We start from the raw sequence: 26,325 nt of genomic DNA, 5'->3' as shown, positions 1-26,325 counted from the left end.
TTTTTATTGAAGTTTACATATGCAGATAAGCATTTACATTGTTGAGCTGTTCAATAGAAGGCTCATGTCCTAACAGACTGCCTTTTTCTAGCCATTGACGGGCAATTGCAATATCACGTTCTACACCAATGCCTTTGGTATATAAGCGCCCCAGATGACTATAAGCATCAGCATTCACCTGCGCAGCCGCTTTACGGTAGCACTGGATTGCCTGATCCAAATTAGCTTCAATACCAATGCCGTGTTCCAAAGCCTTACCTAAAGCATTCAATGCGAGACCATTATGCTGGCTCGCGGCCTGTTGCAGATATTTCAGTCCTAAAGCCGTATCCTGCTCTACCTTCTTGCCCTTTAAATACATCAAGCCTAATTCGGCCTGTGCTTGTGCATCTTCCAATTGAGCTGCCTGATGCAGATAACGTTTGGCCTGTTCCTCATTCACTTCAAAGACTGGATAAAGACCACTATAAGCCTGATACAAATACCAGGCAGCCTTACTTGATCCTTTCGCCACAGCCTGATTCAAATATTGAATTGCCTTTTCTCGAGTCGGCAGCGGATATTCAGGCAAGCTATAAAAACGTCCGACTATATAAATCAGATCAGCTTCAGACTGTGCTACAAGTTGCTCTTGCTGTGCAATTCCCTGAATCATTTGGGTAGCTTTAGCCGTATCTTTGGCTACACCTACTCCGTTTAAATAGCAGAGCGCCAGACCCATCTGACTAAAGCCATGATCAGGATCGCTTTGCAAGGCATGTCGATAGAGTTCAAATGCTTTCTCCGGTTCATGTGCGACCAGATAGGATTCAAAATATAGTGCGGCAATCAGACTCAAGGCCTGAGGATGCTGGGTTTGTGCTGCTTCAGACCAGTAGCGAAATGCCATGGTTTCATTTTTTTGTACATACCAGCCATGAAAATAAGCCAGACCGATCAGGGTTTTGGCCTGTGCATCTTTATGTTCTTTGGACTGCTGTAATAGATGCTTAAACACCCGTTGACGTTGATCAGGATTAATAGTGCCGAGTAACACGCCGGCATAGTAATCATATAAACCACTCTGATCACCCAGATGAATACAGCGTTTAATGAAACTCAAAGCCTGCTGTTGATTTTTGGGCAAGACTTTGCCATTTGCATAGGCTTCGGCAATATCCTGATTGGCCGCCAAGTGATCCTGCTGTGCTGCCAGAAACAGATAATGGATACCCAAACTTAAATCTTGCGCTGCACCATCCGCCAAATAATATTGGGCTAGCTGATACTGTGAATTGGCATGCCCCTGCCCGGCATTTTGAATTAACAATTGCAGACGTTGCTGTTCTGCAGTGTCATGATCAGATTCAGCCAGCTCAGTGATGCGATACTGCGCATCCAGATGACCGCGCGCGACCGCATGCCGATACCAGTACAAGGCTTTTTCAGGATCATTTAATTGGTATTGATGACCATCATAGATCTGGCCTAAATGATAGGCTGCATCCTCACCACCTAAACTATAAGCTTTTTCAAGAAAGCTAATCGCTTTTTCCGTGCTCTGCTCACGGCCCTGTCCGTTTAAGTGCATTAGGGCCATGCCCACATAAGCCTGCGGCAATTCCTGCTGCTGGGCCAGCCCCTGATAAATTTGATAGGCACGTCCATAGTCCGGGTGATGCGGATCCGTACTTAGACGGGTTGCATACTTCAATTGAGCATCAATCTGTTCAATCCATAGATCATGATGCACGGCTTTGGCCTGATCACGTTTCACCGGATCAGGACGTTTCCACATCCAAATTGCTAAAGCCCCAATCCCCAAAACCAGCACTAGCAAAAACCACATAGCTGCTCCAAAACCAAAAGATTGTTTTTGTTATATGTATAAAAATTCATTTTAAACTTAGCATAAAAAAAAGCACAGATCGTGTGCTTTTTTTTGACTCAATCAGGCTTTAAGTCTTTTACTATCGAGCTTTTTCAATACTTCCGATACCGCAACCATGGCGAAGCTAGAGGTCACTACCACTGCAGACCCATAACCACCACAGCGTAAGCCTGCGCTTGCACAAACATCTGCACTCGAGAATGGGTTATCGATAGAGTAGACACAAGTGATGCCAAATTTTTCTTTTGGCTTTTTACAGATGCCTTTAGCACGTAATTGCGCACGTAATTTTGCCAGCATTGGATCCTGTTCGGTTCTGGATAAATCGGCAACACGGATTTTTAAGGGATCCAGTTTACCGCCTGCTCCACCGGATACAATCAATGGAACCTTGTTAAAACGGCAATGCAGCATCAAGGCAAATTTCGCTTTGACGTCATCAATGCAGTCCAGAATGATGTCAGGATTTCCTGACAGAATTTCTTTCACATTTTCTGGCGTCAGATAATCGTCAATCAGATTGATCTTGATGCGTGGATTAATCGAACGGCAGCGTTCTGCCATGATTTCGATTTTTTCACATCCTAGTGTCGCCGTCATAGCTGGTAACTGACGGTTAATATTCGATGCTGCGACCACATCCATATCGACCAGTGTGAGCTCACCAATCCCGGTACGTGCCAATGCTTCGACTGCCCATGAACCAACACCGCCAATTCCGATCACCATCACGTGACTGTTTTCATAATGATGAAAGCTATCGTCACCATAAATTTTGGCTACACCCGCAAAACGGCGGTCATACTCATCATCTTGAAGCAGATCAGTCATAGGTCATCAATAGCAAGAAAAACACCAGAGCATTTTAGCAAAATCATGGACACTTTACTGCCACTAAAATCCAGATACAAAATCAGTTAAAAAAGCATTCTTGTGCCATCGCTAAAACACGTAAAATTGATCAAATTACCATCATAATAATCTTCAAAATATTTCAATTATTATTGTCCTAAAGGGAGCCAGATCAGCATGCTATTTAACGCCCTTTTTGCCCTGCTGGTTTTGCTGTTCCTGCTCTATCTTTACGGTTTAACCTTTAAAAAGCAGAAAAATTATTATCTCAGTATCATGATCCGTATCCTGACTTTAGGATTATTTGCTTTGATTATCTTGGATCAATATGAAACCCAGACCCATCTTGCTCTGGTGCTTCTGACCTGGGTACTGTTTGAAAGCAGTGAAAACTTTTATCACAAGAAACTTTCTGCCAAGCAATAAAAAAGAAGCTTTCGCCTCTTTTTTATTTGCTCGGATTATTTATTCATAATGAAGAAATATTCACGATAATATTTCAGTTCAGCAATCGAATCACGGATATCATCCATCGCTAGATGCGAAGCATTTTTCTTCAGACCACTCATGATTTCAGGGCGCCAGCGTTTTGCCAGCTCTTTTACTGAAGATACGTCTAGATTACGGTAATGGAAATACTGTTCCAGTTCAGGCATTAAACGGTGCAGAAAGCGACGGTCCTGACAGATCGAGTTACCACACATCGGCGATACTTTTGGATTGACCCATTTTTTCAGGAATTCAATCGTTTCACGTTCTGCATCCTGAGCAGTCAATTTACTGCGGCGTACACGCTCAATCAGGCCAGACTGACCATGCTGGCGAGTATTCCACTCGTCCATCGCATTCAGGATACGGTCAGATTGATGCACAGCTAGCACGGGCCCTTCGGCAAGAATATTTAGGTTATCGTCCGTTACAATCGTGGCAACTTCAATAATCTGGTCATTATCTGTATCCAGACCTGTCATTTCCAGGTCAATCCAAATCAGGCGGCTATCCGGGGTGCTGCTCATAAATGTGCAATCTTATTAGGCTATAAAACATTTATAGTAGCAAATTTATTACGTCGATGCTGTAACTGACACCCCGCTTCATGCTATTTTTGCCATCTCGCTCCCATGGTTTTTTAGGATTTGAATGGCTTTAATACGTAAACGTCGTTTAACTGAACAACAACAACGTCGTATTCAAAAACAGCACAAAACGCGTCAGGAAGAGATCGATACCTCTCAAGACCTGGAAGGACTGGTCGTGCAGCATTATGGCCGCCAGCTTGAAGTCCAGGCCTTGTCTGTACCTGAACAGCATCCTGAAAAACCGGTCGTGGCTGAAGGTGAACCTGAGCCATTCTGGAAACCGATTGAACTAGGGAGTGTCTGGCGCTGCCATACCCGAACTAACCTGGAATTGCTGGTAACAGGTGACCGGGTCAAATGGCAGGCTGATCCCAATACCGGACTCGGCATTATTACAGCGATTCATCCGCGCACTTCTTTGCTGACCCGTCCTGACCGTTACCACAAGGTTAAACCGGTTGCCGCCAATATTTCCCTGATTGTGATTGTGTTCGCGCCATTGCCTGAACCAGCACCAGGTTTGATTGACCGTTATCTGGTGGCTTGTGCAGATGCAGAGATTCCAGCACTTTTAGTGCTCAATAAATCAGATTTGCTCAAGGAAAATGATCCGATTCTTGATCTGCTTAAAGAATATAAAGATTTGGGTTATGAAGTCATGCAAACCCAGTCCGATGGCGATCTGACAGAACTATCCGCTCGTCTGAATGAGGAAACTGTAGCGTTTGTCGGTCAGTCTGGTGTAGGTAAAAGCACGCTGATTAATGCGATCGTCCCGGATGCTGCACAGAAAACTAATGTCATTTCTGAAAACTCGGCACTGGGTCAGCATACGACGACCTCCACACGTCTGATTTCCTTTGGCGATGGCGCTGCTCTCATCGACTCACCAGGGATTCGTGAATTTGGTCTCTGGCATCTGACCTTGGATAAAGTCCAAAGTGGTTTTCCGGAAATTGAAAACTTGCTCGGTCACTGCCAGTTCCGTAACTGCACACATAAGCATGAAAAGCAGTGTGCCTTACGTCAGGCAGCATCAACAGGGGAAATTTTGCCGCGCCGACTGGAAAGCTATTTACGTTTAATCGGCGAAATTAACGAAGCGCAGCAAAAAAATTAATTTTCTTAAGGCTTAGCCCTTGAAGCGGTGATTTTGATCACCATATTTATGAGCTATACTCTTGGCAATTTTAAAATTGTAATTAGGTGAATTGTGGAACGTTGGTTCGAGTTTATGGGGAATCACCCCTTCTTGTTTGGAACACTCGCGGTACTCGTGGTTGTCTTCTTCATTATCGAAGGTCAACGTAATGGTCGCAAAATCTCTCCGCAATCGCTGGGAATTTTAGTTAAAGCAAAAAATGCCATGCTGATTGATTTACGTGATGCCAAAGACTTCCGTGAAGGTCACATCAGTGGTAGCCGTAACATTCCATATAGCCAAATTACAAAACACGTTGATGAGTTAAAAGCATCTGATCGCCCGTTGGTGTTCATTTGTAATCTTGGGCAAGTTGCAGGTTCTGCGCTTCAACAGGTAGGTCATGCAGATGCCTACCGTCTGGATGGCGGCATTACAAACTGGAAAGCTCAAGGTTTACCTTTGGTGAAAAGCAAATAATCTGCGAACAGGAGATTGATCATGGCTGAAGTTACTATTTATTCGACGACAGTATGTCCGTATTGTATCCGTGCAAAACAGCTCCTTGAGCGCAAAGGTGTTGCATTCAAAGAAATTAATTTATCGAATGAAGCCCCTGAAGTGCGTCTTGAATTGATGCAACGCACCAATCATCGTACCGTGCCACAGATTTTTATTAATGAACAATTTATCGGCGGTTTTGATCAACTTTATGCCCTAGAGCGTGAAGGCAAACTAGACGAATTATTGGCTTAATTTACTAAAACCTACCTCATATCAAGGATTAAAGAATGAGTGAAGAACAACAAGCTCAACCACAATTGGCATTAGAGCGTATTTACACTAAAGATATTTCTTTTGAAGTTCCTGGGGCACAAGTTTTTACCAAGCAATGGCAACCTGAGTTAAACATCAACCTTTCTTCTTCTGCAGAAAAAATTGATCCGACTCATTTTGAAGTGGCTTTAAAAGTTGTGGTTCAAGCAACCAATGAAGGTGATACAGCGTTTATCGTTGACGTGACTCAAGCAGGGATTTTCCTGATTGATGGCGTGGAAGAAGAGCGTCTGCCATACATTCTTGGTGCTTACTGCCCGAACATTCTGTTCCCGTTCCTTCGTGAAGCGGTGAATGATATGGTCACTAAAGGTAGCTTCCCGCAATTGCTGCTTACTCCAATCAACTTCGATGCTGAATTTGAAGCGAACATGCAACGTGCGCAAGCTGCTGCTGTTGAAGGTCAAGCTTAATCACTTGATCTTGAAGTTAAAAAAGACCGCAATTGCGGTCTTTTTCATGGCTTATTTAAAGGTTTGATGCCCCTGCTTTTTAATCTGATCCATTTTCTCTGTCAATGTTTGTGCTTTGGCTAGCTGATTGGCTGCAACAAGTTGCTCAGCTTGTTTAATCTCTTTCAATAAGTCAGTTAACAATCCCTGATAAGCCGTAATTTTTGCATCTTTGGATTTTAGCTTTTGTAGACCTGAGGGTAAATTTTTCTGGCAGACTTCCACAGATTTTTGCATGCCTTGCAATGCTGCCCGCGCCTCTTTGCTATCCTTGGCAGATTTGAAATTTTTTAAATGATGGTCAAGTTCATGCATATTGTCATGATAGTGATTGTCTGCTGCCATGCCCGACGTGGTGATCCCCACAGTTCCCATCACAAAAATCATGCTGATTAAAAAATTTTTAAACATCCTTAATTGTCCTGTATTGTTTTTATATTAAGCATCTTAGTGGGAAAGTCCTGAAAGATAAATTATTTTGATCCAAATTCTTGTATCCCTTGTCATCAGACTTACATCATTAACAATTAGAGTTAAAAATAAAAAACCCTCAAAAACTTGAGGGTTTTTCTCTGCTGAGAATTAATCTTTTAAAGCGACTTATTCTGCATCCAGCATCAGTTCAGCACTCATACCTACTGTGTTATAACCCGCATCGACATACATGATTTCACCAGTAATCCCATTCGCCCATGGTGAGCACAGGAACAATGCTGCATTACCGACATCTTCAATGGTCACATTGCGTTTTAGTGGAGCCACTTTTTCATTTAGGTCCAGCATTTTACGGAACGATTTAATACCAGACGCTGCTAATGTACGGATTGGACCGGCTGAGATCGCATTGACACGAATACCTTCTGCGCCCAAGCTAGATGCCAGGTAACGTACACCTGCCTCTAAAGAAGCTTTCGCCAGACCCATCACATTGTAGTTTGGCATCACACGCTCAGAACCTTGATAAGTCAGCGTTAACAGGCAGCCTTGACGTGCAGCCAGTAATGGCTTCGCAGCGCGTGCCATCGCGATAAAGCTGTAAGCACTGATGTCATGGGCAATCTTAAAGCCTTCGCGATCCGTCACGTCAGTGAAATCACCATCTAAAGTATGTGCTGGTGCAAAACCGATTGAATGTACGACACCATCCAGACCATCCCAGTGTTTTGCCAGTTCTGCAAATGCATTGTCAATTTCTGCATCTACGGCCACATCACAAGGAAAAACCAATTCAGAACCGAATTGTGCAGCAAAATCATCTACACGTTTTTTCAGCTTTTCATTTGGATAAGTAAAAGCGAGTTCTGCACCTTCACGATGTAATGCCTGAGCAATACCAAAAGCAATTGATAATTTACTTGCAATACCTGCGATCAAGAAGCGCTTACCCGCCAATAGTCCTTGTGCCATGTGAATCTCACTCAAAATAATTTATATGCATGATGCCAAGTCTCAAGCATTTTAGAAATTGCATAATGCACCTTTTTTCACTGGATCATACATTGAAATACGCTTTCCGACCGATGTAGGGTTTTATCTTAGATCGCCAGATGTAAAGCCTGATGGGTGTTTTTCCAGAGCTGCTGTGCCAGTTCATCCTGATCCATATGCAGACTCTTGGCCAAGCCTTGCAAAACATAAGGCAGATTGGCAGGCGTATTGCGAGTCCGCTGTTCTGTCGAATGCTGGCAACATAAGGGCGTCATGTCCGGACAATCGGTTTCAAGTACCAGATGTTCCGGTCCTACCTGCTGTACCACCTGATGCAGTTTTTTGGCATTCGGATTGGTAATTTGCCCTGTTATTCCAAGCTTAAAGCCCAGTTTAATAAAGGCTTTCGCCTCTTCAATCCCGCCACCAAAGGCATGGGCAATACCACCTTGCTTAAACCGATGCTGTTTTAGAATCTGTAAAACATCGGCATGGGATTTACGGATATGCAGTAACACAGGTTTATCAAACTGCTGCGCCAGTTCCAGCTGTGCAGCAAAAAAATCCTTCTGTTTCTGAAAAAGTTCCGGCTGTTTATGCCGCTTATCAAAAGTATCCAAGCCAATTTCACCAATCGCAATACAAGGCTCTGTGTTTAATAACTGCTCCAGATCCTGTAAATGCTCTAGTTGATGCTGCTCAAGATAGAATGGATGCAGGCCGGGTGCCAGATGGCTTTGTGGTGCATTGGCCAACTCATTAATAAAATGATGCGTCTGCAATAAATCCTTAAACCGGCTCTGTAAAAAACCGATTAAGACCAGATGCTCCACCCCTGCTGCTTTGGATGCATAAGCCAGCTGTTCCCGATCATGATCAAAATCGGGAACATCAAAATGGGTATGGGTATCAAATAACGAAACCATCAGCGTGCTTTGGCAGGAGTTGCAGGCTCGGCTTCTGAAGCAGCGTTCTCTGTTTGAGGCAGATTTTCAGGTTTCAAAATGCCATTCAACTGTTCATAAGGAATGACTAGACGTGGCAAACCGACCACATAAGGACCAATCTCATATTCAGCATATTGCAGCGCCAGTCCCTGTTTAGACAGATAGAAATTATCCGTCAGTTTGAATTTCCAGGCCTGTTCATATTCGGCTACATCATTGGCCAGTTTGGATTCCATCACCCAGGTTTTAAAAGCCTCATAAGCTTTGGCTTCGAGCTGAGCCTTTTGTTTAGGCAGAATGATATCGTCCAGCTTAATCAGCTTTTTCTGCTCAAGATCAAAATTGTAGTAGGTTTGAGCAGAAGCGCCATGCGCACCACCCAGATAATGGGTACTGTTTAAGACCACAGTCGCGAGTGGATCACCAGACTGCAGAATTCTCGGTTTGATCATCAGGCTGATACTATGGCTGGCACTGAGTGCTTTCAACTCCTTATCCAGATTCAGGAAAGTCTGCATATGCGGCTGAATCTGCTGTTCAAGCTGCTGTTTTGGAGTTTTGACATTGGCTAATGCGGTTTGCGGTTCGGAAGCAGCGGCTTCTGCTTCACTGGCAGCCGATGCTTTCGCCGGTTCGATTGCATCAATAGACAAAATACCCTGTAGCTGCTGCAGAATCTGCTGATCTATCCATTCATCAATAAATGGCTGATTACTTTTCAATCTCTCGATAGAAATCTCAGGACAGTTTTTTCCTTCACATTCAGGCAAGGCCAGTTTCAGCTTCTCAGTATCACCGCTCAGCTTCAGCACTTCAGGCTGAGCCTGTACCACTTCAGGTGCAGCAGGTTCTTTCGGCTCTCTTTCCTTAGGCTGGCAGGCACTCAGCAAAACTGCTGATGCCAATACTGACAGACATAAAACATTCTTATAATTTGACATGCATTAACCTTTATTCAACATCATCATTTATCCTTGCAGGACCTACCTGTTAGAACATATTCTGATAAATATCCACTTTCAAGACTTGTTGTGTTTGTTCTTTGGTTAAATAGATGTCCAGTTGTTTGGCATCTTTGCTAATTTCCTGACTCCGATAATGTAGACCAATTCCTTCCTGATCAAAGAACCAGTCCGCCTGCCCCCAATACAGTTTTTTTGGAGCTTTCTGCTGGACTTCCGCATTATTGTCCTTTAACCATTTTTGGTAAGCCTGCTGCACAATTTGGTCCATCTGCAACTGCTGTTCAGGATTGATAATATCCAGAGGACTGAGTATTTTTTGCTGCAGCCGGTCAGCCACAAAAAAATAATAGCGTTCATTAACGCGGATATTTTCCTGAGTGCTGTCTACCCCAATTTGCATTAACACAAATTGATTACGCTGATAAGGAATGCGAGTATACAGCGATAACTCATAGGCCTTGTTCAGTTTGAGCTGGGCTTGCCAGGCATCTGATTTTTTTACATAGGCATTAACCGCCTGCTGCAGGCTCATATCCTGCTTTAGGCCAATTTGATCCTGAATCACTTTCGCCTGCTGCTTTTCAATAGACTGGTTTAGCCAGGAATCGGCTGTCTTTAAGGTCTGAATATCCAGATTAATACAGTTTTTGGTCTCACAAAATGGCAAGGCAATATCGGCCGATTTCTCCTGAATATTCAGGTAAGGCAAAAATTTGGCTTTTTCTTCAGGGGTGACTGCTGCAGATTTTTTTTGTTCTGTCGCTGGCTGTTTTTTTTCATTTTTATCACATGCTCCAAGTAACAAACTACAGCCAATGACTGAACCGAGCAGGATTTCCTTACTAAACTTCATGATTTTTTAGAGATATAAGTAATGAGTGGTTTAAATGTAGCACAAAATAAAACAGCTTCCGGAGAAGCTGTTTAACATTTTCCAAGCCTGAAGGCTTAGTGTTCGCGTGTATTACGGAATACGATATCTGGATAACGTTCTTGCATCAGCTGTAAATTCACCCGGCTTGGTGCAAGATAAGTCAAGTGACCACCACCATCTACAGATAACTGGTCATGGGCTTTTTTCTTGAATTCGTTGAATTTCTTCTCATCTGCACAAGACACCCAACGTACTGTATTGATGCTCACTGGCTCATAAATACAGTCCACCTTGTACTCTTCTTTCAGACGATACGCTACCACTTCGAACTGTAGCACACCCACAGCACCAACAATCAGGTCATTGCTGTTTTGTGGCATAAAGACCTGAGTTGCACCTTCTTCAGACAGCTCTTTCAGACCTTTTTGCAGCTGTTTTGACTTCAATGGATCTTTCAGACGGACACGGCGGAACATTTCCGGTGCAAAGTGCGGAATACCAGTAAATTGCAGTTTTTCACCTGAAGTGAAGGTATCACCGATCTGGATGGTACCGTGGTTATGCAGACCAATAATATCGCCCGGCCATGCTTCTTCCAGATGCTGACGGTCACCGGCCAGGAAGGTCAAGGCATCACTAATGCGGATATCTTTATCGATACGCACATGCTTCATTTTCATGCCTTTTTCATACTTACCTGAACAGATTCGCATGAAAGCAATACGGTCACGGTGTTTCGGGTCCATATTGGCCTGAATCTTGAAGATAAAGCCTGTGAAACCTTCTTCATCCGCCTCTACTTTACGGTCTTGAGTTGGATGCGCTTTTGGAGGCGGTGCATATTCGCTAAATGTATCCAGAACATGGTCGACACCGAAGTTCCCCAAAGCAGTACCGAACAGCACTGGAGTTTGACGGCCTGCCAGGAATTCTTCGCGATCTAATGGCTCATTGGCCATTTGTACCAGTTCCAACGATTCTTCAAATGCCGCCCAAGCCAGCTCACCGACTTTTTCACGTAAGTCTGCATGGTCATAGCCATCACGAACTTCGATATCAGTAATCACTGAACCAAAACCGGCTTTATAGACATAGAACTTTTCTTCAAGCAGATTATAGACGCCAGCGAAGTCACGTCCTGTACCGAGTGGCCAGGTAATCGGCACACATTTAATTTTCAGGACATTTTCAATTTCATCCAGCAGCTCTAAAGGCTCACGGATTTCACGGTCCATTTTGTTGACGAAAGAAATGATCGGTGTGTCACGCATACGACACACTTCCATCAATTTAATGGTACGTTCCTCGACACCTTTTGCACCATCAATCACCATCAGCGCCGAGTCTACCGCGGTTAGGGTACGGTAAGTATCTTCCGAGAAATCTTCATGCCCCGGGGTATCCAGCAGGTTAATCATCTTGTCCTTGAACGGGAACTGCATGACGGACGTGGTGATCGAAATCCCACGCTCTTTTTCCATTTCCATCCAGTCAGAAGTGGCTGCACGATCCGATTTACGGCTTTTCACCATACCTGCAACCTGAATGGCCTGACCCCATAACAGCAGTTTTTCTGTCATGGTGGTTTTACCGGCATCGGGGTGGGAAATAATAGCAAAGGTTCTACGAGCCTTTACCTCTCTAGCTAATTGATCTTTAAACATGAGAAAAATCTACAATATGTACACAGTTATGTACACATTTCTAAATATGTACTAAAACTGAAAAAGTGGGAATTCAAAATTGGCGTAATTGTAGCAGATTTGAATAGGATTTTACTGATTGCGGATATGTCTTGATTTATCCACAATTGAAAGTATTGTTATCTTTTTAATCTATATCTTTGCTTCGGACTTTTCGGCTTATCAGGAATGGTGCGTTTAATCAGACCAGCTTCTATTGCAGGATTTAAGTAATTCCTTTGGAATGTTGCTCGATGAGTTAATCCAACCAATTGCATCAATTCAGCTAAAGTATAATCTTCTTGCTTCATTGCCGAAAGTAAACGCTGAACTTGGTCGCTCACTTGTACGTTAACTTGAGCGGTAACATGATCGCTATCTTGAGCGGTATCAGTTGAACTAAGAATGGCATCTAAAATCATGTGTAAGATGAATTCTATAAACGGGGCTGAATCAGTACGATCTGTACTTGCTTGCAAAGCCTCATAGTAGGCTTTTTGATTTTGATAGATCAAACTCTCAACAGGAATATTAGCAAAGATTGGATTCCATCTGCTTAATATTAAAGTTTGCCATAGCCTTCCCATGCGACCATTGCCATCCGCAAATGGATGAATGAATTCAAACTCATAGTGAAATACTGAACTTTGGATAAGAGGATGCACTTCGCTATCATTTAACCAATCAAGTAAGTCAACCATCAGTCGATTAATTTGATTCGCAGGTGGAGCCATATGCACTACTCGATCACCTGACATTACACCGACACCACCATGACGATACTGACCGACTTCATCAATTAAGCCTGTCATTAAAATTTGGTGCGCTTGTAATAGGTCTTTTTCTTGGCTTGGTTGCCACTGCTGAAATGCTTCATAGGCTTTAATGGCATTACGTACTTCCTGAACTTCTTTCGGAGGTGCAATCACAGTCTTACCATTTAGAATCGCCGTGATTTGTTCTGTACTTAACGTATTCCCTTCTATTGCAAGAGAACCTTGAATAGTACGGATACGATTGGCTTTTCTGAGTTTTAAGCTGTCCTGAATTTCCTCTAAAACAGTCAAACGCCCTATATTTTCACTGATCTGAGCAATCAGATGAATGATTTTTGAGGTGATGGTATAAGGCGGTTGGTATTTCATAATAGACCTACTTTGGTAAATTTATTTTTGAATGAAGTTCACAGCTTTCACCCCAAGCAATTAAGCGTCCTTCAAACTCAGGAACTAAAAATTCAATAAATTGATTTAAATCATGTTTATAAATTTTAAACTCTTCTGGCTGTTGAACATATTTTTTATAACGCTCTTTCCATTTACCCGAACTATCTCTCTCGTTTAATAAATCGGGTTTGCCTGTTACTTTTAAAGTAAGCATCAAATGCTTAATGTAAGCTGGATGATGTTCCATCAAGTTATGAGCTACACTCACCATATCATTAATATTGTTACCTACAACGTAACCAAATTTTGCACTTAAAATTGAGTTGACCACTGTTTTATAGGGTGCATGTAAAATGTATTTAGGTGTACTAATACCCATTAGCTCAAGCTCTTTACGGATGGAAAACCACTGAAAGTTGAATTGACTATCGGTAAGGTAATGAGTTTTTATCCATAGTTTAGTAAACTCGACCAATAATTCAGATTTAGTTTTTGATGGAACTTTTGTATCAAGATCAACCTGTTCTAGTGATTCGATATATTTCTGAACTTTTAGTTTATCTTTTTGATTCTTACTCTCTTGTAAATAACTATGACGTAAGCCTAATTTTTGCTTTAGCTTTTGATATTCAGCTTCATAATCAAAAAAGTATATTTGCTTTGTAGCTTCGTTCTGGACTAAGTTTTGGAATTCGACGAACTCAGTATTCCACTGATTAATGATTTGATTATTCTTTATTTCAGGCTTTAAATAATGACACTCTAAAGTAAAAACTTTTGTTTTAATTGATTGAGCGACTGTAGAATCATTCACTACAAAGGCATTTGCATTATTGTTGTAGTAAATATCTTGCATTGACTGCTTCTTCGCTTTTTCTGTTGGTTCAAAATGATTAAAAATCCACAGTAAGCAAGCATTGTTATCTTGATAAAAAATCTTACGATCAATAATCACATTCAAAAAAGTTGTAGAAAGTTGTCCTTCAAAAACAACTAATTGCTTTTTATATAATGAAGATACATCTGGTCTACGCCATTGCTTTAGATCAATACTTTTACGAACTTGCTCAATATGAATATCACTAAAAGCTTCATCTACTTGAAGGCTTTTATATATGTTCTCTTTCAGCAATTTATGTTGTTGAGTTTCTTTCGCAATTTGATACTTTAGAGCAGTTTTTTCTTGCTCTGATAACTGTTTGATATGCTTTACAGGACATTGGAAGTTTGGATTATTTTCCAACTCAGGAATATGTTTAAAAAAAAATGTTGCCGAGGAATTGATCTCCATGTGATCTGTACGTCTGGCAAGGGTCACTGGGGATTGGCACCAAGCGCAAGTAAAATGAGGCTTGTTTTTATCCCGTTTATATCGCTCCCTTATTTGACTACGCCATTGAGTCAGCTCCATTTCAGACTGTTGAAAGAATACATTCACATCAATCCACATATTTTGATCTTTATCAACAATATGAACCAACTTCATGTATCCCCTCAACTTGCTTATTAAGCCAACATTAATATTGCCTTTAATCTAACCTTTACTAGCCTTTTTACCAATAACATTTTTAATAATTTCAACGACTTTCTCACTCTCAAATTGAGTTTTAAAAACAACCTCTACATCATCTCTTACATTTTTAAATAAAAGCTCAGCATGTTTTATCTTACGCTGTTCTTCTTCAGATAGCGTATAACTAGCCTTATCCTTGGTTTCAATTAATAAATTCAAAGTTTTCTTACCACTTTCATACTCAACAATATAGGCAAAGTCTGGAGAATAGGTTCCACCACCTGCTATAGGAATACGAATTGAGTTTTTAGGAATCTTTGTGAATACAGACACTTCAGAAACTTTTTCACAGATATTTTCTTTTTCAAGAGGTGAATCATAAAAGAGTTCATTGAATAAATAATTATCTGCAATATTTAAAGCCTCAGTCATTCGACCTAAATTGGCACTTTCTATCTCAACTAATGGCTCGCCTGTTTCATTGGTGAATACAGTAGGGTGAACCGTATTAGATACATCCGTTAAACCAATCTGATAGCTTTGAAATGACTGTTTAAGTAAATAATCATTAAAACCACTTCGAATAGAGCGAATTGTACTTTGGCTTAGATATTGATTTATATCCAAATGCTTATCTGTACTTTGCAATAACTCAATAAAAACCTGATGTAATGTATTACGATTCACTTTTAAAGAGATAGCTAACTCATGTAAGAATTCACCATAGGTCATGGTTTGAATCGGTAAAACCTCTTCATGAATCGAATGCTCAACCTGCTGTGATGCCAAATTATTTTCAATAATTAAAGTATGCTTTTTGGTGAAACTTCCTGTCTTTTTAAAGCTATCTAAATTCGCCGCAAAATAACCTTTGAGCAAAGCATGAAATTGCTCTTCAGAGTCGATTTTGTATTCCAAAATCACTTTACGGTTAAGAGTTTCCCACATTTCTTTAAGCTCAGCATACTTAGCAAGACGCATAGTTGCTTTCTGCTTTGTATCTCCAGCATTACGTACTTTATTTGCTTTTAGACCTTGAGCAAAGACTAGAGGGAACTCTTGCTTTAACTTCGCCAAACCGCCTTCTTTAAAGTCATTATTACGCTTAATTGCATCAAGACCATCTAGGTGCTCTAGTAAAGCCTCTTCATCGTTGAACTGATTTGAATATTTATCAAGAATTTGAGCAATTAGTTCATTAGTCAGTTTAGTTTCATCAAACTCAACTAATGATTTGCTGTTGATATCTTCCACTAACTCTTTTACAAAATCTTTTTCTGTAAAATCAACATAGTAATGCAACTGAAAGTTTTCTTTTTTAACGCGTTGCATAAACTCATTTACTGGCAAACGTAAGCCACGGCCAACTTCTTGCAGCTTACTAGTTTTACCACCACTAGAGCGCAATTTACAAATCTGGAATACATTCGGATTGTCCCAACCTTCGCGTAATGTCCATTTTGAAAAAATGAAACGACGAGGGTTATCTAAACTGAGTAAGCTTTCTTTATCATGCAGAATTTCTTCAATCTCTTTCTCGATTTTGTCATCTTTTTCAGAGTTATCTTGAGAAAAATAACCCCCATGCGAATGAGAAATAACTTTCAAGGTTTTCTCTAAATATTCTCGATACGCTTCGTGCTTTTCAGTTTTTAAAAGTCGAGTGACATGCTGCTTAATTTCAGCTTCAACAAATAAAGCTAATGTACCTTTTTCTCCTTCTTTACCACGATAACTTTCAATATTATCAATGAAAAAAAGGCTTAACGGTTTAATCCTAGCAGATGGGCGAGTCATTAAACCCTTTTCCATTTCGAAATGATTTGTAATGGCTTTACGTATCATCTTCTCCTGTAATGTTTCATTGTAGGAATATGGATCAATGACATCATTTTTTTTAATCTCTAAACCGTTAGATAACACCACTGTGGTTTTATTTAAGTTATCAATGGTTAAGCTACCAAAATTCTGATCCACCTTACTCAAAGATTCATTTTTAAGTAAATGAACTTTTTCGGTAACTTTCCCTCGTTTGACTTGGAAAATAGCCTCTTCTTTCTTTTTGTTGCTCGTATCAATTTCTACAAGTTTAATTGATGTGTCTTTCGCACCTTCAAATTCTTCAATATAAGCCACCACGCCTTTAACTAAATCTTGGTTAAAAGCATCGACAGCGGTTAATTGATAGATGAGGTTAGAGTAATCTTCATTAAAGGTTGCTCCATAACGAACAATAAACTGCCCACCTAGTTTTTGAATGTTACCCCAAGTCTTTTGCACGGTTGAAAAGCGATGTGGCTCATCAATAATAATCATTGGGGCAATTGAAGCAATTGCGTCAAAAGGCGTGTTAAATTGATCAAATACAGCACGATCATATTTTTTACTAAGTGTATCTGAGTTAATCATACCTGCATTAATTACAAGTACATGGATCGTCTGACCATCATTGGGAGCTTGAACAAAATCTAAAATACTTTGAGGCATCAAATCTTTTTTAGATTTCTTGCTTGACTGACTTTCGACAATATGACACCGAATTGACTTATTCTGGTAATTCGTTTCGAAATGTTCTTGTGACGCTTGAGACTTTAGAAAATTAACTGTACCTGCCTTAATCGGCAGAGTAGGTACAACGACGATAAATTTGAACAGTTTCAGTCGTGCATTTAGTTCAAACATCATCTTGGTATAGGTATAAGTTTTACCTGTACCTGTTTCCATTGAAATATCGAGTACATTGCTTTCAGGTTTAGCTATATGTCCTAAAATTTCATTGTGTTTTTGCACCGCTTCAATAGATTTCGCATAGGCTGATAATCCCAGTTGCTTATCTTTGGGTGCTAATGGATTACTTAGTAAAGCCATTTGCTGATTAGGTTTAGTAAATGTTACCGTTTCCAGCACAGCAAGAATACTATCTACCGCACGTTGTTGATGTGGCAAGTTCCCTTCAAAATGAAACTGTTTTGTTTGCTGTGTTGCAAATAAAGGTAATGTTGCATTCATTATTAGTATCTCACCACAACATCAACAGGAATCGACTTTTTATTATTGTAGTTTTTCATCGCTTCATCGATTTCGCGTTGAGATTTACTATCGAAGTGATGACCCAGAATGACCAATTTAGAAACTTGAAATTCATGTTCATCATCAAGCTTTTGAATCAAGCCTTTTAAGGCATCTGTGTTAAAGCCTTTATTGACCAAATACAAGACATGACCAAAACTATAGGCTAGATAATCGCCAAGACTTACAGTATTGAGATTTTCAGACAATAAAATTTTATCCAAACCTTTCCATGTCGTTAAAATATCTTGCAATTGTGCTTCATCAAAGCCTGTCATAGCAGATGGTATATCTAACTGAGATAGAATGAGTTGCTTTAACTCTCTATAACTAGATGATGGTAAAAAGTTCTCACAGGTTTTAAAGATTTTAAATCCACTTTTGAAATCTTTATTAGGATAATTTTCAGTTAACTTCTTAGATGCCCTAATAATACGTTCTTTAGTTATCTCAAAAATTGATGCAAAATCATTTTTAACTTTTTTATCTTCAATTGAAATAGATTCATTTAATTGCACACAAATAAAGTTCACTGGATTTTGGCTTTTGACATTGTATTCAAGTGTGGCTTGGGCCGATGTTCCACTACCAGCAAAAAAATCTAGAATGTATCCATCTTGATCATCACTAAAATTAAATGCTATCAGTTCCTCTAAAATCTTTATTGTTTTAGGGTTTGTAAATACCTTTTTATACTCAGGGAAGAGATGCTTCAGTTCATTTGCTCCAGCACGACCATCAACTTTCAATACTGAACTAAATTTTTGACGATAATCTTTTACATATACTTTTATCTCAACTAATTTATCCTCAGTGTCACCAAAGATAATTCTTTCCTCTTCGATCATTTTTTTCATTGAAGCTTCAGGAAAGCGGTAACCCATTAATGGTTCTTTACAAGGTTTACCAGTCTTAGGATGAATAATATCATATCTATAGCCTTCTTTACCTGGGTTATGTACGCCTCTTTCTCCAGAGAATATTCCTTTAAAATCTATGAATTTATAGTTTTCTAATGGCCAAAGTTGAAATTTATTTTCCTTAAACCAAGATGAATATTCTTTCTGTAATGCTTTAATATCTTTGTGTTTAGAAATCAACTCTTTTTCTATTTCTAAGAGAACGTCTTTAACATCGGAAATTTTTGATTTCCATTGGTTTGCTATATTTGTTTTATTCTTTGCATAACAAAGTATATATTCATGCTCAATTGCAATATTTGTCGGGTTATTATCCGTAACATTATTCCAAATAATATTTCCTACTAAATTTGCTTCACCAAAAACTTCATCACATAAGATTTTAAGTTGTGCTTGCTCATTATCATCAATCGATATAAAAATAACGCCATCATCTTTTAATAACTGTTTTGCAATGTAAAGACGAGGGTAAATAAAAGTTAGCCAAGCACTATGACTATTTGCATTGCTTTGTGTGAAGTCTAAAATTCGTTTAGCCTCTTCCAAGTCTACACCTGCAAGCTCAGCAAATTGTTCAGGTGTGAAACTACGATCATCTTGATATACAAAACCATCTGACCCTGTGTTATATGGTGGATCGATATAAATCATTTTAATTTTATCTGTATATGCACCTTTCAGATGCTTCAAAACCTCAAGGTTATCGCCCTGAATCAATAAGTTATGACTGTTTTTATTTTGTTCTTGTTGATTATGCTCAATATCTTCCGACAGCATAGTTCTGATCGGTTCATTAGCTAAAACACGTGCATAAGACTTGCCTAACCAATTTAGACTATAGCTTTCACGGCTAACATCAACCCCATCAGCTTGCAACATTTCCTGCAACTTTGAAACAAGAAATTTACCCTGTTTATCAAAGCATTGAGGAAAGTTATTTTTTAAAACAGCCAGTTGCTCACTATTCGCTGTGATTTTTTCAGTGGGTAAGGTCTGTTCGGTTTTCATATAAAATGACAAGGTTCTTAACACAAATTTGCAAATATTCTAACATTTAAGAAGAGAAAATATTTGACTAATTTACAAGCAAAATATTTGAAAATTTTGTAAGATAATTTAAATATATCAATATACTAATGCTTTCCGCACTTATAGAGTAGAGGAAAATTTATTTTGGCAGAAATTAAAACTATAAAAACCGCAAACCCTTTAGCTGTTGTTCAACGAGAAACAGCAGGTGCTAGCACTTATGGGAAATACGAATATCAATATCATTGGGCTTTAGGTCGAGTTTTAGATGAGCATTCAAATTCAACTGACTACGTTGTTTTTATCGAACTGCATGAAGATGTTGTTTATTGTTCATCAATAGATGGATCTAAAGTGCAATTTGAATTCAATCAGGTTAAAAATAAATCTTCTTCAAAATATACAAATAAGAGTCTAACTAAACGTACAAAAAAAGATTCTAATTCAGTATTAGGAAAAATGTTATTAGGTATTAAAGATAAACCTTATCGCGATAAATTAATCAGTTTAAATTTAGTGGCAACTTGTGGATTCTCACTTCAACTTAATGGTGAACCTTTAAATCTTGAGGTCATCAAAATCGGTGATTTACATGAAGAATGTATTAATGACATTCAAGTTGCTATTGATACAGAAATCGGCGATAAAAACTTACCTGATACACTTTCATTTATTACCCCTACTTTACCAGCAAAAGGATTTCAACAATACACAATTGGGCAAATCACAAGTTTAGTTAATAAAATTAAGGCTGGAGCAAATCATAACGCCGAATCTATCTATCGCTTATTAATGGATGAATTACGTATTAAAGGTGCTGTTACATATGACTATAAACTCTGGGATGATCTAATCCAAAAAAAAGGCTTAACAGGCATCACCGTCGAAAACACTATTTCTCAATTTACACAAAGTAATGACCTTCAAGTTCGCGAGAATGAGCTTACTGAAATCCTTAATGAGCTAAATTTCAAACATCATGAAAAAGCAAAAATTAGAAAAGAATTTCATCGTTATCATTCCTCTTCCTTACAAAGAAACCTTGCCGTACTCCAAGACCATGAAATAATGAAAAATATTGTAAATATCAATTATTCAGTTTATGAGGATGAAGGATTAGAAACTTTCATAGACAAAACAATGGAACAACTGCTTAAAAATGACAAGATTACATCAAGTCATGATAATGTAATCAAAGCTGGGCTTTTTTATGAGTTGATTTGTAAAAATGAAGAACACTAAGCCAAACAACGAAAATTTCAAACTTTTGATTAGGAACTTAAGAATTGGACAACATAATAAACTTATCGTTCAAACAACTGACAATCGTGTCAAATTCCCAAAAGTCCGCAAATCAGTTCAACTTCCACCCAAAATTTAATTTGATTACAGGGGATGATAATAGTATTGGCAAATCCACTCTTGCTAAACTACTCCTTTGGACTTTAGGTTGCTCAACCCATCATGATCCCACATGGAAGTCTTTCGATATAAGATCCTTATTAGTTTTTGATATCGGTAATAGTGAATATGCAGTTGGTCGGTATAATGATATTATTTTTATAAAACAACCAAGTAAAGGTTGGCAAAAATTTGAAAAGATCACTGGTGAATATTCAAAATTATTTGCTGAAATTGTTGGCTTTAAAGTTTTATTGCCAAACAAAAAAGATACAACAAAACTTGAAACACCTCCTCCAGCATATTACTTTCTCCCTTTCTACATTGATCAAGAATCAAGCTGGACTCAAACATGGAGCGGCTTTACTAATCTTCAGCAATATCGTAATTGGAAGCCCACGGTGATTAAATATCACACAGGTTATATAAACTCTGAGTACTTTAAAATTCTTGAAGAAATTTCTAAAAACCAATTTGAAAAAAAATCTGTTGAAGAAAAAGTTAGGACTATTGAAACAAGTATTAATATTATTACTGAATACCTACCAACTAGCCCTAAAGTTATTGCATTAACATCTAGCCAGCTAGAAGATCTATATCAAACAGTAAATGAAGACCTTAACGCATTACAGCAACAACAAGAAGATTTTTTCAAAAAAATAAGTGAATTAAATGCTGATAAAATCTATTTCCAAAATCAACTAGATTTAGCTTTAATTGCTTCTCAAGAACTTGAAAAAGATTACCAATTTTCTATTGAAAATATAGAGTTCGAGAATATTTCTTGTCCAATTTGCGGTACAAAACACGATAACTCATTAGTTAATAGGGCATCTATTCTAGCCGATAAAGTTGAAGCTGAACGTCAAATCGAAACTATTAAAAATAAACTGGGCGTACTTAATAAAAATTTATTGAAAAATAATGGAACTTTAAAAGAAATTGAAACTCAAATTCAGTTAATTCATGAAAAATATGATAGCTCACTTTCTGCAAATGAAATTTCTCAACCCAATAAACCAAATATCCTCGAAGAAATTGCTACCAGTACAATACATAATAGAGTTCAAAAAACAATTGAAGATAGTTATATCCAAATAAAAAAATACGACAGCGAAATTCGCTCCTCTAAAAAAGAGCAAACCAAATTATTAACAAAAGAAGAAAAAGATAAACTAAATTCAAATTTCAAATTAAGTTTAAGCAGTTATATTGAAAAACTTGATGCTACAGCGGTAAACCTTTCCAATATATCCTCATCTAGTGATTATAGTAAAATGCATGGGAATGGTGGAGCAGCAGAAAGTACTCGTGGTCTTTTAGCATACTACTATGCTGTTTTAAAACAAATTCATAATGCAGAAAATGAAGTTTTCGCCCCAATCATAATCGACACTCCAAATCAACAAGAACAGGCTGACTTCAACTACTCCAAAATTATTAATTTTATTATTCAGCATACACCTAATTCCGCTCAGCTCTTCATCTGTGCAATGAATCGAGAGGAAATTAAAACTTATAAAAAGCAAGCGAATACTATTTTCCTAACTGAAAACAAGTTGCTTGATACTAAAAAATATAAGGAACTAAAAGACTTATTAAATTTCGAAAGTTATGACTTTGCATAAGGGGAGTAATCCCCCCTTATATTCTATTGAAGTTAATATGAATATTTTTATCGTACTCAAGACACATCAGTTAATTGCCCTCACACTCCCCTGCAATCCTTTCTGTATATCCTGCACAAATCCATCCTCATGATTCGACTTATCTTTTACTTTAGCTCTCGTCATTGTTAAAGGCTGCGCTTGTTCAATATTAGTCTCTTGATTTTCATCCATATAAAACTCCTCTACTAAATCCAAGCCCTCCTCTGCATTGACTTCAAACTGTGCATTGGCAAAACCCTGCCTTGCAGTCTGATCTAACGCCGTTTGATTAAAACCTGCTTGTTTACTTTGCTGGTCAATCTCTTGCGCCATTTGAATAGCTTGTTGCAGATTAACCCCATCTTTCAATGTTAAATCCACATAGTACACAGGCGTACGATAGCTTTGTGTGGTGGACTTGCCTCGTAGTATAATTTGCAGTGGTAGGCATGAAAGTAAACCATTCGATGCAGCGTGGTAGTAACTCAGTCGTGCTGCCAAAGTCCGAATGCTGTTAAAGCCAGTGGTTCTAAAAATAAATGTACCGAGTTCATCCGATTCATCTAAGTTCACATGCAAACGCCCATAAGGCTTACAGTTGCCTCCTTGAGCTAAAGGACATAAATCAGGGGATGGGCAGGAATGTTGTTCTACGCCTTGATTGGTGAGTCGCTGACAGGTTTCACCATTGCCTACACAGACAGGCCGTCCTGTTTGACGGTCAAACAAGGTGTACTCAGCCCTTAGATTCAGCTCAGGATCATTGAAGATCATCCTTACTGGAATGGTACGGAGTTTTTGATTCGGTGCTTTACTGCGTAATTGCTCATCAAGCGGATGTTTGATCCACCCCTCTTTGCTTTGGATTTGACTGGTAATGGTAAATTGGTCGTCCTTTTCAGGCAGTCGTTTACCGTTCTTTTCAACAACTTTACCAATACTGATACGTCCAAGGATCGGTGGTGTGATTGCTAAACCTTTAATCATGATAATTTTCCTCTAAATAAAATTTTACTGTTGACCCTTTGTTATGTAAGCAAATACAAAACCGTTTAAAGATCAGATGAAATGCAAAGACCGCCATTGTTGGCCTACCGCTCCTTCGGGAGTCGGTAGGTCGGGGGTGGTTTTTTGCGCTTTTTTGAAGACTGGAAATATCGACGTGATGAATTCAGTCATTGGTATAGATCTGAAAGCGTCGTGTTCCTGCTTTGTTTTGCGGAAACTGCTCAAGCATTTCTGGGTGAAGTTTGAGTAAGGCTTTGCTGTCTAAACTGATTGAATCTTTGGATTTCTTCCACGTCACCGAACCATTGGCAAAGGTTGCTCGTTCAGCATCCTTCATCAACATCTGGATTTGATGCTTAGTTTCATCAAAGTTATTTTGATGCTGCTCAATGTGATGCTTTTCTTTAATCAGTTGAGCAAACAATTGATTGGCATGTTCGTTATGACTCAAGTCTTCAACAGTCAACGGAATATGTTGTGGATAAAGCTGCTGTATGGCTTTGGCTGCCGACTCACTGGCATCTGCATCAGGTGGTATATCTTTTTCCACACAATCCCAGAAGTAATGTTCCGCATTGATGATATGTTTGATCACGGATTCGGAACGCGTCACTTTGAAGATTTTGGTTTCATGACCACAAATCAGCACACAAACATGTGCTGCTCGTTTGCCTGTCACTGCTAATTGATGTTGTACCTGACACAAGACATATAAAGGCACACCCTCTCGCCAAAGTTTTGCGCCGTACTCTCCTGCTGTTTTGCATTCCAGAATTTGAACTTCATCACTACCCACAACGGAGTAATCCAGATTGGCAAGCATAAAATGCTTATCAGGATCTGGATGCTGAAGCACTGCATTGATTCTGCGTACCTTGTTATTGGTATGCATGCTGTAGTACTCAGCCACCAATGGCTCTAGTTGCTTGCCCCAATAGAGTGGAGAGACACCTGAACTTTCATCTTCAATCGATTGTTTGACTCGCCCTGTCTTGATCATCCAAAGTTCGAGCATCGACATATAGGGATTCAATCCACAGGCTGCTGCACAATCACTACTGCCAATGCCTTGTCGTCTGACTTCAAGCCAGTCAGATTGAGTCATGTTTTTAGTATTGACCAAGCGTTTCGCTGTAAATAATTTTGGGGCATTAAAGGGTTTGCTGGCTTGTTGAGTGGATGGGTTTAATATTGCTGTATTCATAGCTTGCTTCCTCATTTTATATGGATGGTGGCAAATAAAGGGCATAAAAAAACCACACCCGAAGATGTGGTTTAATTTTTTGAAATGTAAATTTATATTTAAAATATAAATAGATAGGTCTAACTTTCCATTGCAAGAAACTCAAATTTCTACGCTATGACACCATACGTAAAGCCTGTTCAAGTCCACGTTGCTTGATCGCTGCTCCTGCACCGAACCAAGCTGAATCGAGTCGATGATCTGTACTCATGGCACGTCGTTCATGATCAATAAATTCTGTAATTGAACACAGTAATCCATAAGCCGTTCCTTTAGCTGAACTCAACTCTGCACCACGTCCCTGACCATTAAACATGTCCATTGCTTTAGTCATCGCCTTGGCATTAGGTTCAGCTTTTTCCTTGGTATTTGCATGTGCTGCCTGAGTTGCAACATCACGGTAGAACTGAATAATATTGTCCTCCTGATCTGCCACACTCATGCTGGTGTTGTTGAACACCGCATCAAAGAAAGCAGCTGCTTCTCCTTGGGTGACTTTACGCTGACTGAGCTGCTTCATCTCATACATGTGTTCATCCCATGCACGTACTGAAATGCCCAATTGCTGTTTGACTTTATCTGCATCAAACTTGGTGCTATGCGGAACTTTCACTACACCTGCATTACTGTTCTGACCACGTAAAGCAATCGCCAAGGTGTTGTTGCAGACAACACGAATGGAAGTGAATTGTGCCGTAGTTGCCAAGGTGCCATCACAAGCGGTTGCCAACAGAATGTAGCCATTACTGACATCCTTGCCTTTAAGTGCAGTAGATTGACCTGTACGTGCTAACGCCCAGAATTTCTTGCCACCTTTAAGCACGCCTGCGGTTTCCAATTCAAAGCCTGATTGTTCAGTTAGATCACGATAGAACTCTAAGATCTCACGAGGTTGGACTTCCTGAAAACGTTGACTGACCACTGACAAGGGTGCATGGGTATCAGAACGGTAAAGTACACGCTGTTCTTCATACGGCATAATGATGCTTTGCCCACGTTCATTCCGTGCCATATAACTGACATTAGATGACTCGATACGCCAATCCATGCCTGCCTGCTGTGCCCAGACCTCAATCGGTTGGTTTTGACTTAGTTGATTCCCTAGCCCATGCCAAGGGGTTTCACCGACATAAGCCATTTGTTCAAGTTGATGTGCCATAGTTTTATTCCTTTTTAAAATCATATTGAAAAATTGGATCT

The 26,325-nt window shown here is 39.3% G+C and carries 23 protein-coding genes; 7 read left to right on the top strand and 16 right to left on the bottom strand.

What is annotated here, in order from left to right; genetic code table 11:
- Nucleotides 1-13: 13 nt before the first annotated feature.
- Together FTV14_RS05775 and FTV14_RS05770 are read right to left on the bottom strand one after the other, a co-directional pair.
- Nucleotides 14-1,828, bottom strand: coding sequence for a tetratricopeptide repeat protein (locus FTV14_RS05775; RefSeq protein WP_180053516.1), 1,815 nt, complete (start codon nt 1,826-1,828; stop codon nt 14-16).
- 102 nt (nt 1,829-1,930) lie between these two features.
- Nucleotides 1,931-2,701, bottom strand: coding sequence for a ThiF family adenylyltransferase (locus tag FTV14_RS05770; RefSeq protein ID WP_004782076.1), 771 nt, complete (start codon nt 2,699-2,701; stop codon nt 1,931-1,933).
- Between the two features lie 198 nt (nt 2,702-2,899).
- Here FTV14_RS05770 and FTV14_RS05765 point away from each other — a divergent pair, with 198 nt between their 5' ends.
- On the top strand, nt 2,900-3,148 hold the full coding sequence (locus tag FTV14_RS05765) for a hypothetical protein (RefSeq protein WP_004782075.1): 249 nt from the start codon (nt 2,900-2,902) through the stop codon (nt 3,146-3,148).
- 35 nt (nt 3,149-3,183) lie between these two features.
- On the opposite strand, the gene orn is transcribed toward FTV14_RS05765, so the two are convergent.
- A complete protein-coding gene (gene orn / locus FTV14_RS05760) occupies nt 3,184-3,738 on the bottom strand; it encodes an oligoribonuclease (RefSeq protein WP_004782074.1) in 555 nt (184 codons plus the stop codon).
- Between the two features lie 124 nt (nt 3,739-3,862).
- Here orn and rsgA point away from each other — a divergent pair, with 124 nt between their 5' ends.
- From rsgA to secB, 4 genes are all read left to right on the top strand, one after another.
- Nucleotides 3,863-4,921 (top strand): ribosome small subunit-dependent GTPase A, encoded by a 1,059-nt coding sequence (gene rsgA / locus FTV14_RS05755; protein ID WP_179992385.1) that lies wholly within the window; start codon nt 3,863-3,865, stop codon nt 4,919-4,921.
- Between the two features lie 93 nt (nt 4,922-5,014).
- Entirely contained in the window at nt 5,015-5,422 is a 408-nt protein-coding gene (locus FTV14_RS05750; RefSeq protein ID WP_005232169.1) for a rhodanese-like domain-containing protein, read from the top strand.
- Between the two features lie 21 nt (nt 5,423-5,443).
- Nucleotides 5,444-5,698: a glutaredoxin 3 gene (gene grxC, locus FTV14_RS05745; protein WP_004782071.1), complete on the top strand. Its 255-nt coding sequence runs from the start codon at nt 5,444-5,446 to the stop codon at nt 5,696-5,698.
- A 35-nt stretch (nt 5,699-5,733) separates the two neighbouring features.
- Nucleotides 5,734-6,192 (top strand): protein-export chaperone SecB, encoded by a 459-nt coding sequence (gene secB / locus FTV14_RS05740; protein ID WP_004782070.1) that lies wholly within the window; start codon nt 5,734-5,736, stop codon nt 6,190-6,192.
- 51 nt (nt 6,193-6,243) lie between these two features.
- Here secB and FTV14_RS05735 read toward each other — a convergent pair whose 3' ends face one another.
- The 10 genes from FTV14_RS05735 to FTV14_RS05690 form a co-directional block, all read right to left on the bottom strand.
- Nucleotides 6,244-6,642, bottom strand: a complete 399-nt coding sequence (locus tag FTV14_RS05735) for a cytochrome b562 (protein ID WP_180053515.1) — start codon at nt 6,640-6,642, stop codon at nt 6,244-6,246.
- A 189-nt stretch (nt 6,643-6,831) separates the two neighbouring features.
- Nucleotides 6,832-7,638, bottom strand: coding sequence for an enoyl-ACP reductase (locus FTV14_RS05730; protein WP_004782067.1), 807 nt, complete (start codon nt 7,636-7,638; stop codon nt 6,832-6,834).
- Nucleotides 7,639-7,766: 128 nt separating this feature from the next.
- On the bottom strand, nt 7,767-8,588 hold the full coding sequence (locus FTV14_RS05725; RefSeq protein ID WP_180053538.1) for a TatD family hydrolase: 822 nt from the start codon (nt 8,586-8,588) through the stop codon (nt 7,767-7,769).
- The gene (locus FTV14_RS05720; protein WP_180053514.1) at nt 8,585-9,547 is read right to left on the bottom strand and encodes an RsiV family protein; all 963 of its coding nucleotides are present in this window, start codon (nt 9,545-9,547) and stop codon (nt 8,585-8,587) included. The genes FTV14_RS05725 and FTV14_RS05720 overlap by 4 nt, the downstream gene beginning before the upstream one ends.
- Nucleotides 9,548-9,596: 49 nt before the next feature.
- Nucleotides 9,597-10,424 (bottom strand): hypothetical protein, encoded by an 828-nt coding sequence (locus FTV14_RS05715; protein ID WP_180031500.1) that lies wholly within the window; start codon nt 10,422-10,424, stop codon nt 9,597-9,599.
- A 95-nt stretch (nt 10,425-10,519) separates the two neighbouring features.
- A complete protein-coding gene (locus FTV14_RS05710; protein ID WP_180053513.1) occupies nt 10,520-12,109 on the bottom strand; it encodes a peptide chain release factor 3 in 1,590 nt (529 codons plus the stop codon).
- Nucleotides 12,110-12,267: 158 nt separating this feature from the next.
- A complete protein-coding gene (locus FTV14_RS05705) occupies nt 12,268-13,272 on the bottom strand; it encodes a Fic family protein (protein ID WP_180053512.1) in 1,005 nt (334 codons plus the stop codon).
- Nucleotides 13,273-13,279: 7 nt separating this feature from the next.
- Complete coding sequence (locus FTV14_RS05700) at nt 13,280-14,779, bottom strand: DUF6035 family protein (RefSeq protein ID WP_026444247.1); 1,500 nt, start codon at nt 14,777-14,779, stop codon at nt 13,280-13,282.
- 48 nt (nt 14,780-14,827) lie between these two features.
- Complete coding sequence (locus tag FTV14_RS05695; RefSeq protein WP_180053511.1) at nt 14,828-17,815, bottom strand: type III restriction-modification system endonuclease; 2,988 nt, start codon at nt 17,813-17,815, stop codon at nt 14,828-14,830.
- Nucleotides 17,816-17,817: 2 nt separating this feature from the next.
- Entirely contained in the window at nt 17,818-19,803 is a 1,986-nt protein-coding gene (locus tag FTV14_RS05690; RefSeq protein ID WP_180053510.1) for a site-specific DNA-methyltransferase, read from the bottom strand.
- Between the two features lie 165 nt (nt 19,804-19,968).
- On the opposite strand from FTV14_RS05690, the gene FTV14_RS05685 reads away from it, so the two are divergent.
- Together FTV14_RS05685 and FTV14_RS05680 are read left to right on the top strand one after the other, a co-directional pair.
- Entirely contained in the window at nt 19,969-21,066 is a 1,098-nt protein-coding gene (locus FTV14_RS05685; RefSeq protein WP_171494226.1) for a DUF4297 domain-containing protein, read from the top strand.
- Between the two features lie 86 nt (nt 21,067-21,152).
- Complete coding sequence (locus tag FTV14_RS05680) at nt 21,153-22,853, top strand: hypothetical protein (RefSeq protein WP_373688478.1); 1,701 nt, start codon at nt 21,153-21,155, stop codon at nt 22,851-22,853.
- 66 nt (nt 22,854-22,919) lie between these two features.
- Here FTV14_RS05680 and FTV14_RS05675 read toward each other — a convergent pair whose 3' ends face one another.
- The 3 genes from FTV14_RS05675 to FTV14_RS05665 all read right to left on the bottom strand — a co-directional run bounded on the left by FTV14_RS05675 (nt 22,920) and on the right by FTV14_RS05665 (nt 26,284).
- Nucleotides 22,920-23,861: a hydrolase or metal-binding protein gene (locus FTV14_RS05675; protein WP_180053509.1), complete on the bottom strand. Its 942-nt coding sequence runs from the start codon at nt 23,859-23,861 to the stop codon at nt 22,920-22,922.
- Between the two features lie 184 nt (nt 23,862-24,045).
- The gene (locus FTV14_RS05670) at nt 24,046-25,086 is read right to left on the bottom strand and encodes a YqaJ viral recombinase family protein (protein WP_180053508.1); all 1,041 of its coding nucleotides are present in this window, start codon (nt 25,084-25,086) and stop codon (nt 24,046-24,048) included.
- A 154-nt stretch (nt 25,087-25,240) separates the two neighbouring features.
- Nucleotides 25,241-26,284, bottom strand: coding sequence for a DUF932 domain-containing protein (locus tag FTV14_RS05665; protein WP_180053507.1), 1,044 nt, complete (start codon nt 26,282-26,284; stop codon nt 25,241-25,243).
- Between the last annotated feature and the right edge of the window lie 41 nt (nt 26,285-26,325).

Origin of the sequence: Acinetobacter sp. YH12236, assembly GCF_013417645.1 — a bacterium.
Lineage (GTDB): Bacteria > Pseudomonadota > Gammaproteobacteria > Pseudomonadales > Moraxellaceae > Acinetobacter.
Note: the sequence above shows the minus strand (reverse complement) of the source record. Positions and strands in the feature narration are given on the sequence as shown.